Origin of the sequence: Solibacillus merdavium (assembly GCF_014836935.1) — a bacterium.
Taxonomy (GTDB): domain Bacteria; phylum Bacillota; class Bacilli; order Bacillales_A; family Planococcaceae; genus Solibacillus; species Solibacillus ferritrahens.
In genome coordinates, this window is the sequence record NZ_JACSPW010000024.1 from 14,225 (window position 1) to 32,153 (window position 17,929).

Annotated in this window: 17 protein-coding genes and 2 tRNA genes; 4 read left to right on the forward strand and 15 right to left on the reverse strand. The window is 37.4% G+C overall.

What is annotated here, in order from left to right:
* Positions 1–78: 78 nt before the first annotated feature.
* From hpt to H9632_RS17330, 3 genes are read right to left on the reverse strand one after another with little or no spacing between them, the layout of a single operon-like run.
* Positions 79–621: a hypoxanthine phosphoribosyltransferase gene (gene hpt, locus H9632_RS17320; RefSeq protein WP_191705318.1), complete on the reverse strand. Its 543-nt coding sequence runs from the start codon at positions 619–621 to the stop codon at positions 79–81.
* Positions 622–653: 32 nt separating this feature from the next.
* Positions 654–2,060: a tRNA lysidine(34) synthetase TilS gene (gene tilS / locus H9632_RS17325; protein ID WP_191705319.1), complete on the reverse strand. Its 1,407-nt coding sequence runs from the start codon at positions 2,058–2,060 to the stop codon at positions 654–656.
* Positions 2,061–2,080: 20 nt separating this feature from the next.
* On the reverse strand, positions 2,081–4,435 hold the full coding sequence (locus H9632_RS17330; protein WP_191705320.1) for a SpoIIE family protein phosphatase: 2,355 nt from the start codon (positions 4,433–4,435) through the stop codon (positions 2,081–2,083).
* Between the two features lie 258 nt (positions 4,436–4,693).
* On the opposite strand from H9632_RS17330, the gene H9632_RS17335 reads away from it, so the two are divergent.
* From H9632_RS17335 to H9632_RS17345, 3 genes are all read left to right on the forward strand, one after another.
* Positions 4,694–4,770: transfer RNA gene (locus tag H9632_RS17335), tRNA-Met, on the forward strand.
* Positions 4,771–4,777: 7 nt separating this feature from the next.
* Positions 4,778–4,849, forward strand: a tRNA-Glu gene (locus H9632_RS17340).
* A 117-nt stretch (positions 4,850–4,966) separates the two neighbouring features.
* Positions 4,967–5,158 carry a sodium:potassium antiporter gene (locus H9632_RS17345; protein WP_191705321.1) on the forward strand — a complete coding sequence of 64 codons (192 nt, stop codon included), beginning with the start codon at positions 4,967–4,969 and terminating at the stop codon, positions 5,156–5,158.
* A 157-nt stretch (positions 5,159–5,315) separates the two neighbouring features.
* On the opposite strand, the gene H9632_RS17350 is transcribed toward H9632_RS17345, so the two are convergent.
* From H9632_RS17350 to spoVT, 8 genes are all read right to left on the reverse strand, one after another.
* Positions 5,316–5,744: a S1 domain-containing RNA-binding protein gene (locus H9632_RS17350; RefSeq protein WP_008408265.1), complete on the reverse strand. Its 429-nt coding sequence runs from the start codon at positions 5,742–5,744 to the stop codon at positions 5,316–5,318.
* A 258-nt stretch (positions 5,745–6,002) separates the two neighbouring features.
* A complete protein-coding gene (locus H9632_RS17355) occupies positions 6,003–6,428 on the reverse strand; it encodes an FtsB family cell division protein (RefSeq protein ID WP_191705322.1) in 426 nt (141 codons plus the stop codon).
* 49 nt (positions 6,429–6,477) lie between these two features.
* Entirely contained in the window at positions 6,478–6,936 is a 459-nt protein-coding gene (yabQ, locus tag H9632_RS19150) for a spore cortex biosynthesis protein YabQ (protein ID WP_336047031.1), read from the reverse strand.
* Positions 6,933–7,232 carry a sporulation protein YabP gene (gene yabP / locus H9632_RS17365; protein ID WP_191705324.1) on the reverse strand — a complete coding sequence of 100 codons (300 nt, stop codon included), beginning with the start codon at positions 7,230–7,232 and terminating at the stop codon, positions 6,933–6,935. The genes yabQ and yabP overlap by 4 nt, the downstream gene beginning before the upstream one ends.
* An 87-nt stretch (positions 7,233–7,319) precedes the next feature.
* Positions 7,320–7,610 (reverse strand): RNA-binding S4 domain-containing protein, encoded by a 291-nt coding sequence (locus H9632_RS17370; RefSeq protein ID WP_191705325.1) that lies wholly within the window; start codon positions 7,608–7,610, stop codon positions 7,320–7,322.
* Positions 7,611–7,614: 4 nt separating this feature from the next.
* Positions 7,615–9,081: a bifunctional methyltransferase/pyrophosphohydrolase YabN gene (locus tag H9632_RS17375; protein ID WP_191705326.1), complete on the reverse strand. Its 1,467-nt coding sequence runs from the start codon at positions 9,079–9,081 to the stop codon at positions 7,615–7,617.
* A gap of 9 nt (positions 9,082–9,090) precedes the next feature.
* Positions 9,091–10,698 carry a putative polysaccharide biosynthesis protein gene (locus H9632_RS17380; RefSeq protein WP_191705327.1) on the reverse strand — a complete coding sequence of 536 codons (1,608 nt, stop codon included), beginning with the start codon at positions 10,696–10,698 and terminating at the stop codon, positions 9,091–9,093.
* Positions 10,699–10,844: 146 nt separating this feature from the next.
* Positions 10,845–11,381 carry a stage V sporulation protein T gene (gene spoVT, locus H9632_RS17385; protein WP_191705328.1) on the reverse strand — a complete coding sequence of 179 codons (537 nt, stop codon included), beginning with the start codon at positions 11,379–11,381 and terminating at the stop codon, positions 10,845–10,847.
* A 253-nt stretch (positions 11,382–11,634) separates the two neighbouring features.
* Between spoVT and H9632_RS17390 the strand changes: the two genes are divergently transcribed.
* A complete protein-coding gene (locus tag H9632_RS17390) occupies positions 11,635–11,946 on the forward strand; it encodes a hypothetical protein (RefSeq protein ID WP_191705329.1) in 312 nt (103 codons plus the stop codon).
* A gap of 65 nt (positions 11,947–12,011) precedes the next feature.
* On the opposite strand, the gene mfd is transcribed toward H9632_RS17390, so the two are convergent.
* From mfd to H9632_RS17410, 4 genes are all read right to left on the reverse strand, one after another.
* A complete protein-coding gene (gene mfd / locus H9632_RS17395; protein WP_191705330.1) occupies positions 12,012–15,524 on the reverse strand; it encodes a transcription-repair coupling factor in 3,513 nt (1,170 codons plus the stop codon).
* A gap of 84 nt (positions 15,525–15,608) precedes the next feature.
* Entirely contained in the window at positions 15,609–15,836 is a 228-nt protein-coding gene (locus tag H9632_RS17400) for an anti-sigma-F factor Fin (RefSeq protein ID WP_191705331.1), read from the reverse strand.
* A 60-nt stretch (positions 15,837–15,896) separates the two neighbouring features.
* A complete protein-coding gene (gene pth, locus H9632_RS17405; RefSeq protein ID WP_191705332.1) occupies positions 15,897–16,460 on the reverse strand; it encodes an aminoacyl-tRNA hydrolase in 564 nt (187 codons plus the stop codon).
* 72 nt (positions 16,461–16,532) lie between these two features.
* On the reverse strand, positions 16,533–17,744 hold the full coding sequence (locus H9632_RS17410; RefSeq protein WP_191705333.1) for an MFS transporter: 1,212 nt from the start codon (positions 17,742–17,744) through the stop codon (positions 16,533–16,535).
* Positions 17,745–17,929: the final 185 nt, after the last annotated feature.

Genomic DNA, 17,929 nt, shown 5'->3' on the forward strand with positions numbered 1-17,929 from the left:
CAAACGAATTATGACAAAACCCGCTCTTTTTATCGATTATGCCAATGCAAAACAGCATTCTATCGATTTTTCTACCACTTAAAATGAATAAACTTCACGCTTCAAAATTCCGATATATGGCAAGTTACGATATTTTTCCGCATAATCTAAACCGTAACCAACTACAAATCCGTCTGGTACTTCGAAGCCAACGATATCTGCTTCTAAATTTACTTTGCGTCCAGATGGCTTATCCAGTAAAGTAACAATTCTTATCGATTTTGCTTTACGGTATTTAAATAAATCAACTAAATAGCTTAATGTTAATCCACTGTCGATAATGTCTTCAATAATAATCACATCGCGACCTTCTACACTAGTATTTAAGTCTTTGACAATTTTTACTTCCCCGGATGATACTGTGGCATTACCGTATGAAGTAACGTCCATAAAATCCAATTCTACATACGAATCAAAACGCTTCATTAAATCTGTCATAAAAGGCATCGCACCTTTTAATACACCTACTGCTAAAGGGAAAAGTTCTTTATACTCCTCTGTCAGCTCTGCACCAAGTTCTCTAATACGCTCTTGGATTTGTTCTTCTGTAATCATAATTTTTTCAATATCATTTTGAATCATGAGTAGATTCCCCCTTTAATTAATTAAACTTTCTAAAGACGTTCATTGCTGTCGACAAGAAGCACCATTGAATGCTTTGTCGATTTTACATTAGAAAATTTATTGTTTACGCGCACAGCTAATATGGAGAGCAACTCATCATTAGCATCCACTAATAACGGCCAACTAGCTCTTTTTAAGAAAGGAATCTTGTCATCAATGAAAATGCGAGATACTTTTTTCTGATGCTGCATGCCTTGTAGCGCAATACGATCCCCTTGTTTTGGAGACCTTATGAATAATGGAAACCATACAGATGACGCTTCGAAAAAATGTGGATGATATTGTTGTAATAGAGCATCGTCACATAACGCAAGTTCTCCGATATAAATGCGCATCGTCCCAAGCATGTACCACTCATTCAAAACGATTTGTTGTTTTTCCATCAAAAAGCTATTCTTCTTAGTTTCAAATACAACTTCATCGTATTGTCGCCGGGCAATAAAATTCTCAGGTAAATCAAGTGTACGACTTCCTTCAGACGTTGAAAACAACGCCAAAACTGTCGTACAAAGTACATAGCTTTGAAACGTTTTTGAATCGTTATAAAGATAACTTAATAGTATTAAAACGAGCCTTCTTTGTAAAGCAAGTGGTTCTTTTTGAAATGCAGAAACATTTACTTTGTAATAATTTTTGTCAAATTTATTAAAAAGCTCAAAAAAACGCACTTTTGCAAGGTCCATTAAATACGAATCATCTTCTGTAAGTTGTTGTGCGATGTTTACGGCATGTTGGGACACGAGGGGATTTTCTTCTTTTAAAATTGGTACGACATGATGACGAAACCGATTGCGGGTATAATCATTCTTTGCGTTGCTTGGATCTTCACGGTATAAAACATCTTTACTATGTAAATATTCCCCAATTTCATGTTTTGTAACCATCAAAAATGGGCGAATTACCGTATAATCATAAAAATTTCTAATCGGCAAAATTCCTTTTAATCCATTTAATGAACTTGCTTTCGTTAAGGCCATCAACATAGACTCCAATTGGTCATCCGCATGATGGGCCGTTACTAATTTTGTGCATTGTTGTGCATCCATGACCTCTTCAAAAAAACGATAACGCTCTTGACGGCATATTGCCTGAATATTCCCCCCGTCCTTTTGCTGAATTTCTGCAATAGGAATGGCACAGCTGTAAAACGGGATTCCCCAGGATTTACACGTCTGTTCCACAAATACACAATCCTCAGCTGATTGCTCGCCGCGTAACATATGATCGACATGGGCTACGACGAGCTCAATTTGAAAGTAGCTTTGAAAATGATGAAAAAAAGAAAGAAGCGCCATCGAATCAACGCCTCCTGAACAAGCAATTAATAGTTTTTCACCATTTTCTATAAGCTGATGTTCTTTTATAAATGCTAAAACACTATGCTCTAAACTGTGCATTTTTTCACCTCATATACCGTTCAATGTTTGATTGTTGGTCGAAATACTTGCCATGGCTTTGATACATGTTGCAGACGGAATAACATGACAGTGCAGTCGTCCGCAATTGGGTACATTTGTTTGAATTGAGTCATTACATCAAATAATACAACTTGGATAGAGGCACCTTTTTCTATTCCTTGACGAATCAACCTGATAAATAATTGTTCTTGAGCATCCCACTGTGCGGATGGTGAAAATAATCCATCCGAAATCATTAAAATAACATCCTCTGATAATAATGGAGTCATTTCAGTGTCGATTGCAAAATTCGGTAAAAAACCGATTGGGGCGCTTGTACTTTCTATTTTAAATAAATCGGGTCCCCTTAAAACGTAAGTTGTCATGCCGCCTGCTTTCCAGCACCATAAATGACCGAACTGTAAATCGACTAGGGCAAAATCCATCGTAGCATACATATCAGAATCATTTTTTAATGACATCACGTAATGCATCGTATGCATAGCCGTTTCAGGATCCATGTTATACGTTATACAATCTTGCATCATTTGAATTAAACGTTCACTTTCTTCGTGTGCCCTTACATTCGTCCCCATACCATCTGATAGCATAACCGCCATTAATCCCGGATGAATTGGAAATACGCGGTAAGAATCCCCGGAAATCGTATGGTGGGCATGTGAATACGTATATATATCATACTCCAATTGATAACGAATTGCCGAGCGAAACTTTATTTGTCGATAAAAAATAGGCGATTGCTGTTCATAAATCGTTTCACCTTTCAGTGGTTCATGTAGCAATTCAAATAATTGTTGTTCTAGATGTTGGATCACAACGTGTGTATCGCGCTGATCTGCAATATAACAAATGAATTCCCGATCTCCTATTTCTGTTTTTAACCACTGAATGTGTAGACAATGGATATCGCGCTCATTTAAATATTGTTGAATATCCCCATCTACTTCTGTTGTTCCGACATCTAACTGGTGACTGCTTAATAGCTTTTCAAAATGACTGCTTAAATCACGCAACTGTAACGCAATCATTTTTTTACCATGATAATATTCGCGTTCCATATGTTCTTTTTGGATTGCCGACTCTAGCTCTTCCAGCAGTTTAGATGACTTTATACACTTTCCTTTAAGTTGTTCCTCAACGCGCATCCATCCAACAGGTTTTGGACTTCTTTTTGCTAATCGCCAAGCATTGATTGTCTCTTCCATTTCTCTATTCCCCCCCCAGCATTGTTCATATTTGAAACAGCTAGAGCAAATTAAAAATGGTTCTACCTTCTTTTCGTTTTTTGTTGATGGTTGTGTAAACCGCTCAAAAACAAGTTCCTTCATAAATGACACAAAGTGCTGAAATTGCTTAAGCTGGACTTCCACTACCTCATTGCGATTCACTTGAACGATACTGACCGTTTGCTGCTTATAATACATTTGGCAATAAGAAAGCACTTTTTTCGGTACTAATAAAAATCCAACCGTACCTGTCAACATCGATAAAAAATAAACGCTGTCTATCGGTAATGTCGCATCATAGAAAAAGAAAAATATACTAGGAAGCAAGCTAAACAAAGCAACTATATAACGCCCCTGATTTTGAACTATTGCTGCCACCAAACCTGTACAAGCATATAAGATCATCATACCTGTAAAGGACAAATTCGCTAGTCCCATAAAGAACCCAAGGGATAATGAAAAGATTACAGTAGCCCCAACAGTCGAAGTATAGGCAACGAGACAAATAAGAAAGTGAAGTAAAATTAGCGGTAATGAAAAGTAAAGGAGAGTCATGCTTTGCATACCCACCATTACCCCGGCCAAAATAATCATGATTGCCGTGATTTTGTCCCTTGTCCATTCAAACTGACCTACTTCGTTAGTTTGCAATGTCAGAAGTCGAATAAAAAATAACATAGATACGGAGAAAAAGCATTCATAAATAATATAGAATAATACCATTACAGACGGTGTACCACTATGCAACATCATTTGCCACAATAGTTGTACGATGACGATGCTGCTTGCGAGCAAAATATATGGAGATAGTTTCAAAAACTTAAATCTTACGAGACATTCCATGAAAAGCAATTGTACTAAAACAATAGCAACTTGCCCAAAGCCAAGGAAGCAAGTTCCGATTATCCCTCCTAGTAATGCACTCTTTTGAAAAGCAGCAAACCGGGTCCGTATAATAAGCCAGAAAGGTAGAAACAATGGAACAACTGCTTCAAAAAAAACAGCCTGAGCAAAACAAAAGGCTAGAAAGACTATAGCACTTGATATTATCATTTTCGATTTTTCTTTATATAATAATAGGCTTAAATTAAATGTTTGAAACTCATTTTGATTGTTTAATGTCACCATTTTTACTATCACCTTTTCTTTTTATCGCTATTATACAAATCCTTGAAAAGTGAATTTTGTCTGTTTGTAGGACTGCTTATAAAAAATTGTTCGACGGATTTTTTAAGGGAATATGCACGTTTTCAACTTAATTTCTAATCAAAATACAAAAAAATAATTATTACCCATTTACCCCTTCATAAAGGCCTCAAAATTTAGCGGAAATTGTTGTTGACACTTATTGCACCGCATTGTATTATTAGTTCTGTTGTTAATTTTGGCGGTGTAGCTCAGTTGGCTAGAGCACTCGGTTCATACCCGAAAGGTCGTGGGTTCGACTCCCTCTGCCGCCACCATTTTTTAGGCCCGTTGGTCAAGTGGTTAAGACACCGCCCTTTCACGGCGGTAACACGGGTTCGAATCCCGTACGGGTCATCTTAAGGGCTGTTTAGGAAAACATTATTTCCTAGGCGGCTTTTTTCTATTTTGGGATTTCATAACAATCTTTTTGCTTTATACTTTATAATGTTGAAGTAAGAGGAGGCGTTTTCTTTGGTACAAAACTTTACATACTTGGCTTTTCTTTGTGGTGTCAGCATGCTTTTAGTTGTCGGAGGCGTTATTTTAACCAACTTGCCTCTCCCACTACAGATTATAATGATTGCAGTTGGTCTTGTTGGCGGGATTTTCTGTTTCATTACACTTATTCGCTTGCTAATAAAGCATAATGCCGAAAAAGAATAACTTATACGCATTGAGGATTTGCTCGGTAGCATGAGTTTACTGCAGGAGCCGTAATATTTATACAAAGAAAGGCAGTGTTAAAAGTCAATTTGACTTTTAACACTGCCTTATCTTTCATCTATTTGACACTTTTTCTACGTTCAAACAGCCAGCAAAATTATCCTCTGCGAGCTCCACGACCACCGCGCTTAGATTCAGTAGCACGCTTTAATGTAGTTAAACGTTCATCGCTATCTTTTAAGAAACGCGCCATTTTCTGTTCAAAATTCTCTTTTGGTTGACGATCATTGCGATCGTTTGAACGGTTATTCTCACGACGAGGACGCTGTGGACGCTCTGGTCGCTCAGCTTGAGGCTTTGCTTTACGAATTGAAAGACCAATCTTTCCATCCGCTTCAACATTCATCACTTTCACTTCGACTTCATCGCCTACTTTAAGATGCTCATTGATATCTTTTACGTAGTTATCCGCCACTTCACTAATATGGACTAAACCTGTTTTCCCATCAGGAAGCTCAACGAATGCACCGAAATTTGTGATGCCTGTTACCTTACCTTGTACTTTGCTGCCTACTTCAATTGACATAAAAAAAATGCTCCTCCTTAAATTTTAAGAGACTCTTCGGTTGAAAAGCCATTTATCAATTATAATGAAACTTTTGTTCAATAGTTTCTTCTCTAATTATAGCTAACATAAAAAGAGTGTCAACAAGACACTCTAACTAGAGGCAAATAATACCAAGTATTTTATGACAAAATGAACATATTGATTGGTTTTTTTATTAAATTTTCAAAGTAGCATTCATTCTTAAACAATTGTAACCAACAACCGTTAAAACGATCTCTAATCTTCATCTTTTTCGTCATTATCTTTTTCGGATTTGTTAGGGATAGTAAAAATAATTTCGCCTTCATCGGAAAGGAAAAACTCTTTTCGCGCTAACTTGGCAATATATTCATCATCTTCTAATTTTGCTATTTGCAAGTTTAAAAGCTCTTGTTTGTTTAATGCTTCATCTAATAGTTCGGTAGCAGCCACCTTTGCTTCTTCTTTAGCAGCGAGACGCTCATGTTGAACCATATTTGCCTTTACTAATACAACAATTGCTACCGTTGCAAGAATGAAAAATACCGCCATTCTTCTTCGTCGTCTAACAGCTATTTTTGCTTTCATTTGAGCTCGAGCTTGCGGATTTGATCGGACATAGTCGTTATTTAACGGCTGTACATTTTGGTTATGTAGCTCTTCTTGCACATTTCTTCTTCCCATTTCCGTCTCCTCCCTCACTATTAATATTCGTTCTAATTATACAAATTTCCTACTGTGTTTTAAAGTTTTTTAACAAATATTTCCTAAATAATTTAATAATTGGATTACATAAAAAAACAATTATTGTTTTTAATAACTTTATAATACTTGTTATGACTTTGGCAACTACATGTCCTATAAATAAAATGGGTCTTATAAATATATTGATGAATACCCTTCCAAGGAAACGAAAGCTATTTTGGAAAATGACTTCATAAGCTGCAATTCCAGCTAATTGGGCAAGTGGGTCCACAAATCTCCATTGCCCTCCTTTTACTAAAAATAACAGATAAAACGTACTAACCCCTAATATCAACCAGACGTGCCATTCTAAAAGCCATGTGATCCGTCTAATATTTTTAAGGGGGATACGATTTAAATTAATTCTTATACAGTCGATGATGGCACCTACAGCTAGTCCACTTATAAACATGACGAGGATGCTTACAAGTTGTGCACTCATCATCATCCAAATAATTTATGAAGGAAACTTTTTGACAAACCATTCTCGCTTTCATCGTATTGGAATGTCTTCACTTCCCCTTCTAACGTTAGCAATCCTTTATCCACATCCAAATGTACGATACGCAGCTCTTCTCCTCGAATTAGTAAGTGCCCTTGTGATGTATTTACATAAAATTCTTCCTGATCGAACCGTTCAATACTTTTTACAGATGTCATGTCCATACGCTTTCTATTGCGAACCGTTACTAAATGATCCCCAGATGAAATGGTATAACGACTACTTTCTTGATGAATAGTCAATGCAAGTCCCCCTTTGAGCTTATAGTTGTACACTATATGCAACAATCAAAAAAAGCATGACACAAAAAGTTGGTCATGCTCTCCTCATTATTCGTCGTCATCAATAAATTCTGGTTCAACCTTCTCGAGACGCTCTTCTTTTACGATAGTAAACATTTTTAAAGCTTCTTCTTTTTTTACATTTTCACGCAATTCCTCAACTCGAGCGGTTACAATTTTTTGACCGAAGCGTATCGCAAGCTCATCGCCTACTTTCACGGTGCTGCTTGCTTTGGCTACTTTATCATTAATCATAATCCGCCCCTGTACTGCCACTTCTTTTGCTAATGTACGACGTTTAATTAATCGTGAAACTTTTAAAAATTTGTCTAAACGCATAAAATTACTCCCCTTTTTCTAATTGTTTGGCTTCATCCCAAAATGCATCTAATTGTTCTAAAGTAAAGTCATTAAATGCTTTCCCACTATTTTTCACACTTTGTTCAACAAAATGAAAGCGACGTGCGAACTTCTCGTTTGCATGGAGCATCGCTTCTTCCGGTGAAATTTTATAGAAACGAGCGATATTAACAAGTGTAAACAATACATCTCCAAACTCATCTGTTCGACTAATTGTTGACCCTTGTGTAATTTCATCTCGGAATTCTTGCCATTCTTCAGCAAATTTTCCCCATGCAAATTCGGCATTCGGCCAGTCAAACCCAACTGTAGCCGCTTTTTTCTGATAGTTAAAAGATGTCTGGAGCGATGAATATGGACTATATGCATCTTTTAAAAGCGACTCATGTGCTGTTTGAGCTTTTTCTTGTTTTTTAATCTCTTCCCAGTTGGCAATAACCGTATCAGCATCGTCTACTGTAACATCACCAAATACATGGGGATGTCGACGAATCATTTTTTCACTGACTGATGCTAGTACTTCTTCCAATGTAAAATAGCCATTATCTTCACCAATTTGAGCATGTAGAAAGACTTGTAAAAGAACATCTCCTAGCTCTTCTACCATTGCAAAATCATCTTCTGCATCCACTGCCGCCAAAAACTCATGTACTTCTTCCAATAAGTATTTTTTCAAAGACTCATGTGTTTGCTTTTGATCCCAAGGACATCCATTTGGACCGCGCAATGTCGCGATAATTTGACGGAATGTCGTCCAATCACGCAGTGCATCTTCATCGGATGCAACAGGAGGCACATAAACCGTTGTTAAGTTATTAATTTCAGCTACCTGATCGAGCTCATAAAGTGGCACTGTACGCAGCTGCTCCTGTGATGATCCCGCTGCCGTTACAATCGTTACTGGATAATCATCACGGTATTTTTCCATTAACGTCAACTTCACTTCGGACGCGCTGAATGAATCGTATACTTGTGCAATTAAAATGTGTTGCCGCATGTTGATATCATGCTGCGACATGCTCGTACCATCCAATAACTGAAATCCTTCAATAGGATCAATCTTTAATGCACCAAAAATGGGATCTAAAAAGCTTTGCCCACCTTCAATAATCAGCTGAATACGTCCTTCACGATCAGCTGCAATTAAATGCTGGACTGTTTGCTCTGCTACAAGGGGATGCCCTGGGACCGCATACATAATGTCTTCCTGCGCCACTGCTTCAATTAAACGTTCTGCAATTTCCTCATAAACCGGACCGAATGAACCATGCTTGATGTACACTTCATCAAAGCTCGTAAACTCAATTCCTTCTCGCTTCAAATCCTGTAAAACAGGATGATCCTCTGTGCGTACATATAGCTTTTTAGCGGATTTAATTTTTCTATAAACACCCATTTGCATTTGTTCAAAATCGGCAGCACCTAAACCGATGACTGTTAATTGTTTCAATATAAACACCTACTTCTTTCGATTTAACAATAGCTGATATGCGGCCATTCTTCTACCGAGCGGGATTAAAAACCAATCCTTTTCCGTTAAAACGCGCATTTTCGCCACTGCTGTTATAAAGCTAAAAGCACCTACCCCCACGAGTAGCACACTATAAATAAGTGCATCAACACGACTCAGCGTGCCTGTAAATACCCAATTCAGGCCAAAAATTGTACTATTCACAACAACAACCATAATGATGCAGGCAAGTGCCAATTTTTTATAAAATTGAAAATCCGCAAAACGAATTGATGTTAACTTTTTTAAATAAATAATTAGGGCAATCGCAGTAAATATAAGCCCGATGTTACTTGCCATTGCTGCACCTAAAATTCCAAGCTTCGGAACGAAATATGCATTCCCTATATACTTCAGTATAATTCCCATTCCTAAACAAATAGCCGGAACTTTTAATTTACTATAGCCCTGAAGAATCGCCGTAAATGTCAAAATTATTGATAATGGGACAATTTGAAACGAATACAGCTTCAACACTTCCGAATAAGCATCTGTCATAAATAGCATTTGGTTGATATATGGCATGACTAATATTAATCCAAGTGCTGATGCCACTCCGAATAATAATGAACTACGATATGTCAACTGAATGAATGGCTTTTCACCACGTCCATCCGATTTGTGCGCTTTCAATGCAACAAGTGGCACAATGGCTAACGATAATGAGGTAGCAATAACAATACCAAGTTGGACAAGTGGTTGCCCACGATCATATATTCCTTTTACCTCCATAGCCTGTATCGAAGCCATCCCTGATTGGATAAGCATTTTATAGATAGTAAAGGAATCGACAAGCTGGAAGCATAATAATAACAGGGCACTCATGCTGATGGCGATGCTATATAATGTTACCTCTTTTAAAATTGGCCATATCTTTACTTTTATAGCTGTTTGCCTTGAAGGAGTATATGAGCGTTTTAAAAAATATAAAAGAAGCACAATCCCGGCAACTTCCCCAATGACCGTTCCGAGCATCGCTATCTTTCCAGCTGAATAAACGGATTGCGTATATTGTATTAAAATGATTGTACCAATTAAAATAATCGATACTCGAATCGTTTGTTCAAAAACTTGCGCATAAGCTACAGGCTGCATGTTGCTCTTAGCTTGGAAGTTTCCTTTTAAAATCGCAAGAAGCGGCATACATAATGTAATAAATGAACCAACCTTCAATAACCCTGCTAACTGAGGATCTTCCATTAAATTTGCCAATGGCTGCGCACCAAAAAACAATAAAGAGAAAAATAAAAGGGATAACACTGTTAAATAATAAAAGATAACACGTGAAACTGAATTTTTATATTCAGAGGTGCCCCCGTGCCCTTCAATATCTGCTAGCATTTTGGAAATTGCAACTGCAAACCCACTAGATGTCCATACGACAAAAAATGAAATAAATGGATACACCTGCTGATAGACGTAAAATCCTTGATCACCTACTAAATTTTGATAAGGAACACGGTATACAGCACTTAATATTTTTACTATGAGTGCTGCAACTGTTAAGAGAAGAGCACCCTTCATATAATTTTTCATACCAAAACTTTGCGAAGTCATTCTATTTCCTTCCTCTATTTCATACAATGTAATAATTATATCATGAAAATCTACTCGTATTTTTAGTCGATCACTGCAATAACTACTTTTAGCATTATGACAGACAAATAAAAAACGCCCATCTTTATGGACGTTTTTACATGATTTTAGTTTTCCATTTGTTTTGCTAAGAAGTTTGCTGCGGTTTCTGCTGTCTTTTGCTCAGTTTCTCCGATAAAGTGTGCTCTTGATATTAAATAGATAGCACCAATCGGATCTCCATTCGCAATAATAGGCACTATGCAATACGATTTTACTTGTTCATACTGTCCAGCTACAAGTTCAATCGACATTTCTAGCTTCTCACTAGCAATAGACCGATTTTTAATAATATCTTCCGCAAAAACCGTTAAGCGTCTTGAAACATAATCCTTTTTGGAAACGCCCGCAACGGCAATTACTTCATCACGGTCACTTATTAATGTTGGGGTACCTAATGTTTCAAATAATGATTCCGCATATTGTTGTGCAAATTCACCTAAATCATTAATTGGTGAATATTTTTTTAAAATTACTTCACCTTCACGATCTGTATAAATTTCCAAAGGGTCGCCCTCACGAATACGAAGAGTTCTTCTAATTTCTTTTGGGATAACAACACGACCTAAATCATCGATGCGGCGAACTATTCCTGTTGCTTTCATCGTTTATGTTCCCTCACTTTCACATCATTTCACAGTATGATGCAACTAGTATGGTATGAAAAACTTGAAACTATGCATAAATGTAACAGTAAAAAACAAAATATAGCCTTTCAATTCTTTCGACCAAATGGGCTTTACGACCTAAATTTTCGTACTAGGCATAGGAAATTACAACGCTTTATTTCAAAAATAGTTTTGTTTTTATGAAAAAGGATATTAACAAAGATAGATAACTTTTTTGGAGGTGCTTCTCATGCTAAAAGTAGACCGTATTACCACTACACCTGATGCATATCGACAACAGCAATATTATGCAGGAACACATTTAGCTTATTATCCTGATTTGTCTAAAGAACGTGCTGAAACCGTTACAAAATTTGAAAATGGTATTTTTAAGCGTTATTTGGAAAAACAGAATGGTCAGCGCGATTTAGTTTCATTTTCGACGACAAGAGAGAAACAATTTTTGGATTTGCGCGAAGAACATCGCAATCGCGAAGAATTACTTCAACGTCTGAATTATGCGAGTGGTGTTCATTATAGTGTGCAACCATCCTTCCTGTAATTCATTTGTTTATTAAAAAGAGAGGAAATGTTAAAAGTTAAAAACTTTTAAGATTCCCTCTCTTTTTATGATTCTTTTTTGGCTGATGCAATAATTTTTATGATTTTTTCTACTACATCAAATGGTAAGTGGTTTCCACATTTATTGTAGTCCACTGTTACCACCAACTGTGCTCCTTCCATTCCGAAGCCCACTGCTCGCCCAAATTCCATCGATTGCTCTACAATTTGCGCGCCATTTGTATTGGCTGTACCTTCCTCCGAGAGGATAATCGATACGGTTTGCTGCTTTTCTTTAATCGACAGCACACCCGCCTCCATTGCCCATACCTTCATACGTGCAATGCGCATGAGTCGCTCCGTTTCTACTGGTAAATCTCCAAAACGGTCCTGTAATTCATCAATTATTTCTAAATAATCCTCAATGCGCTCCATTGCTTTAATTCGTTTATACATTTGGATTTTTTGGAAGCCGTCCGGAATATACGCATCTGGAATATACGCATCAATATGCAGCATAATTTCAATATCCTGCTTTTCTTCTTTTTTCACACCGCTGCGTCGTTCTTCCACCGCTTCTTCGAGCATTTGTGAGTATAGATCAAAACCGATGGAATCAATGAATCCATGCTGCTGCGCACCCAGTAAATTTCCCGCCCCACGAATAGATAAATCACGCATAGCTATTTTAAAGCCTGAACCAAGTTCCGTGAATTCCTTTACGGCCTGTAATCGCTGCTCTGCTACTTCTGTAAGCACTTTATCGCGCTCATACATAAAGTAGGCATATGCAATACGATTCGAACGACCAACACGTCCACGCAGCTGATAAAGCTGAGATAGACCCATTCGATCTGCATCATGCACAATCAATGTATTCACGTTTGGAATATCAACGCCCGTTTCAATAATAGTTGTCGTTACTAAGACATCAAATTCTCCTTCAATAAACCCTAAAATAACCGATTCAAGCTTTGCCTCGGTCATTTGCCCATGTGCAAATGCAATACGTGCATCGGGAACAAGCATTTGAATCTCCTCTACACGTCTTGTGATATCTTCCACACGATTGTATAAATAAAAGACTTGCCCCCCTCGTGCCATTTCACGTTCAATCGCTTCACGAATAAGTGCACCATTATGCTCCATTACATATGTCTGTACAGGGAAACGGTTTTGCGGCGGTGTTTCAATAACGGACAAATCACGGACTCCAACCATTGACATATGGAGTGTACGTGGAATCGGTGTAGCCGTTAGTGTCAACACATCGACATTAGTCCGTAGCTGTTTAATCTTCTCTTTATGGGTAACACCAAAACGCTGCTCCTCATCGACAATAAGTAAACCGAGATCCTGATACACTACATCTTTCGATAAAATACGATGTGTACCTATCACTATATCAACGATTCCTTCCCGTAAACCTTTTAATGTGTCCGTTTGTTGCTTTTTAGTACGGAATCGACTTAATAGCCCAACATTAATAGCATAATCCTCAAAGCGCTTCGAGATCGTTTCATAATGTTGCTGTGCAAGAATCGTTGTTGGCACTAAAAAAGCTACCTGTTTACCATCTAAAATCGCTTTAAATGCAGCACGAATCGCAACTTCGGTTTTCCCATACCCTACATCACCGCAGACTAGGCGGTCCATCGGGCGTTCACGTTCCATATCTTTTTTCACTTCAGCAATTGTACGCAGTTGATCTTCCGTTTCTTCATAAGGGAAGGCCGCTTCAAAACCTCTTTGTTCATCCGAATCAGGTGAAAATGCAAAACCTTTTTCTGCTTCACGCTTTGCATAAAGCTTAATTAAATCATCTGCTATGTCTTGTACAGCATTCGAAACTTTAGTGCGTGTCTTTTTCCACTCAGTCCCGCCAAGTTTATGAAGCTTTGGCTCCTTTTCACCTGAGGGCACATAACGTTGAATAAGCTCAATTTGATCAACAGGTACATATAATTTATCATCTTCACGGTAGCGAACATGTAAATAATCTTGATGTGTACCATTTACAATTAGTGTTTCGATACCGATATATTTCCCGATTCCGTGATGTACATGCACAACATAGTCCCCAGGTTTAATTTCGGTATAGGATTTAATTCTCTCAGCATTTGTCATTTGCTGTGGACGTGATTTTTTCTTCGCCTGTTGTTTAAACAGCTCATCATCTGTAACGACTGCTATTTTTTGTAGTGGAAGCTCAAAACCTGATGACAATGCTGTATTTACTAAATAAATACCGGGTGCCTCTGCATAACCAATTGTAGATGCAATATGGTAGTCATCCAGTAAATTTTGCATGGCCTTTATACGATTTTCGGAATTAGCAGTAAAGAGTACAACAAATTTTTCATGGGTCCAACGTTCGATTTCATTTTGTAATAATGCAATCTGCCCATGGAATTGTTGCATCGGCTTGCATGAAAAGTTAACCGTCTTTTTAAGCGTGACACCTGCAAAAGTACGCGTAAATAATGCAAAGTATACTTTTTGTTGCTTTAAAATGGCCAGCAATTCTTTCATTGAATGGGAAGGCTTTACATCGTGAAGCATTTTCCCTTCCTCAATTAAAGAAATAAACCAGCCACTCTCCTCGCGTTCCCATGCTTCCATTACTTCTTGAATTCGTCCTAATTCATCGAATAAAACAAGGCCATCTTGCATGAAGTAATCGCCCAGAAAATGTGGCTTCTCAAATAATAACGAGCCATATTTTGCAATATGATCCGGTAAATGTCCATGACGAAGCAATTCAATATCTTGTGTAATATTTTGCATAAGCAATTCCTGTGTTTCTTGCTTACGAACCTTTTTTAAGCTTGCCGCCAACGATACTTCCAGGCGGTCTGCAAGAATGATTCGCTCATCTTTTGTAAGAATGAGCTCCGTTGCAGGCAGAATTTTTATCTCATTTAACTTTTCAATAGAGCGCTGATTGTCCGCTGAAAATGTACGAATGGAATCTACTTCTGTATCAAACAATTCAATTCGAATTGGATTTTGTGCATATGGCGGGTATATGTCCAAAATTCCCCCTCGCATGGCAAACTCACCAGGAGTAGTCACCATTTCACTTCTCGTATAGCCCATTTCAACGAGTTTATTTAACCACTGACTAATGTCGACATCCGCACCTAAAGACGTTGAAAGCTCATGTCCAAGCCAGTCCTGAGGTGCATTTAACATCCTGCGCATTCCTGCAGCTGGAATAATATAAATACCGCGCTCTTTATTTACTAATCTCCCCAATGTCGCAATACGCTGTGCACGAAGCTCTGGAGAGGAAATCGTCATATTAGCTGCGATAAATTCCTCCGCAGGATAATAGTGAACATGCTCGTCACCGACTAATGCACTTAAATCATCGACCAATTTCTGCGCCTGCAGCAAGTTTGAAGATACAATATAAATGGATTTGTTCGTCTCCTGGTAAATCGTATGAATTAAAGCTGGCCTAGCACTACCGGTCAATCCTGTTATGAGGTAGTCATTCGCTAAATTCTTCTCTATCTGCTCTATAACATTATCAATCTGTTTATCTCTTTTTAATAACTGATGGATCGTATCCACGTATAGTCCCCTTTCTCTATTTTGATATGTGGATATAGAAACGGAAAAAGCCTTGGCGCACTGTATGCGACCAAAGCAACTCCTTTACTGTAACCATTTTTTAAGCGCATAATAATCAGGGAACTGACGCAATGACTCTTCACAGTGTTCACATATACTATGAACGGTCGTTTCTCCACGCTCGTTTTTTTCAAGATAATCATCTATTTCACCTATTTCAAATAAATGAATTTTCTTAATAGTTTCTTCTGCCTCAAAAGGTAAAGTACCAATCTCTACCTTACAATGTCTACATAGGTAGCGTACAGGCATCTCCCATGGCCTCCTTTAAAACACTTATGTATGTTAAAGTATAGCCATCATTTAATTAATTTATGCGCCATTGAATTTGTTCATCACTTCTAAAAATGGCTTTGTTAATGCTGTTTCAATTGCATCACAGCTCTTATCAATCGCATCTTTTACTATAGGCTGATCTTCTTTTGAAAACTTCGATAATACATAGTCAGCCACTTTCATGCCTGCAGGGGGGCGGTTTACACCGACACGGATTCGATTAAACTCTTGTGTACCTAAATGCTGTATTAATGATTTAATTCCATTATGCCCACCAGCGCTTCCCTTGCTGCGTAGTCTTAGTTTACCCGTTTCTAAATCTAAATCATCATAAATAACAATAATATCTTCAATTTCTATATCAAAATAATCCATTAAAGGTCTCACACATTCTCCTGATAAATTCATATATGTTAATGGCTTCAATAAAATGACTTTTCCTTCAGGACGATGAACCGTTGCATACATACCATTAAATTTTGTTTGGTTTAATGGCGAATTCCATCGATTTGCTAATTCATCAATCACATCAAAACCTATATTATGGCGGGTATGTTCATATGGTTTTCCTGGATTTCCTAAACCAATAATTAATTTCACTAGTAATCGCATCCTTTTTCTCTAATCGCCTTTATTTTATCACACATTCTCTTGGAAAGTATTCATCATCAATTAGTATGGCACTAACGAACTATCCCGTCTTTTCCTCACAATATACAACACGAAAAAGCCCACTGCCGCTAAAAAACGAACAGCTGTCGATAAATACATAGCTACTTCCATCGTATATGTTTCGAGGAGCCAAATACCGATTTGCGGAGAGGTAAATGCAATCGTAGCAAGCAACACATTATAGCTCGTAATACAATAAGTACGTACTTCCTGTGGGGAATTTTCCAATAATAAATTAAATAGAATTAATACAGTCCCCGAAACGAATAAACCGGATAGTAATGACATGGCTACCAAATAATATAGATTGGTCGATAAAACCATTAATAAAGGTGCTGTCGACATACCAAATGCTACCCATACAAATACGTACATATTGCCGTATTTTTGTGACCATTTACGCCAAAATGAAAACGAAAAAATTTGTGCTGACATATTCGCAACATTGAACATACTAATCCAAAAAATAGTTGCTTCTGCATATCGTACATTATAAATATTAAAAAGCCCCCACGCCATTTGCCAACCAAAGTTAAAAATAAGTGCAACAATTAAAAACAAGACATATTTGTTATTTTTGAAAATGGACCAATCCATCGCACGCTTCTTATCTATATTTAGCTCTCGTACAGGTTCATCGTGCTTTAATAAAAAATAAAGCTCTACAACCCCAACTACAAAAGTAAACATAAATAATACTTGGTAGGCGATTTGATTAGCCGTCATATCCTTCATAACAACACCAATAGTCAGAGTAACGATTAAACCTACAATTGTTAACAATCGATTCCGATCACTGAAAAACTGTGCTCTGCGTGTGTCTTCGATAATATTACCGATAAAAGATTGCCAACCCATATTAGCCATCGTATTCGGTACACTCATCGCAGCAATCAACGCCAAAAGCAGCCATGAACCAAAGCTCCCTGGTACATAACTAACAAATGCGATTAGCAAAAATACAAATCGAGCGGCTAAAACAGAAAAGGCAACTAGTCTTTTTTGTTCAATAGCTCGATTTAACAAAACGGCAGCCGGTAATGTCATTAGTAATGTAATTAATGGAGGTAAAGAACTAATTAACCCAACCTGATAATTTGTTGCACCAAGGATTGTCATAGCAAATATCGGAATATAGCTATTTGAAGTATTTTGCGCAACGGCTGAAGCCATTCCATGGTAAATACTCATTTTTTCATTATGTGTTCTCATAAATCCCTCTAATTTTCTTAATATTTACTCATCTCCATTTTATTATACTGATTTTCTTTCGGATGTCGAAGTTTTTTTGCAGCAAAAAAAAGCCGCCCTATTAAATATGAGGGCACTGAAAAACCTTCGTTTTTTTAGAACGTTTTCGTTTTTCAACACAAAAGAGGCATTTTTCATTCGATTTT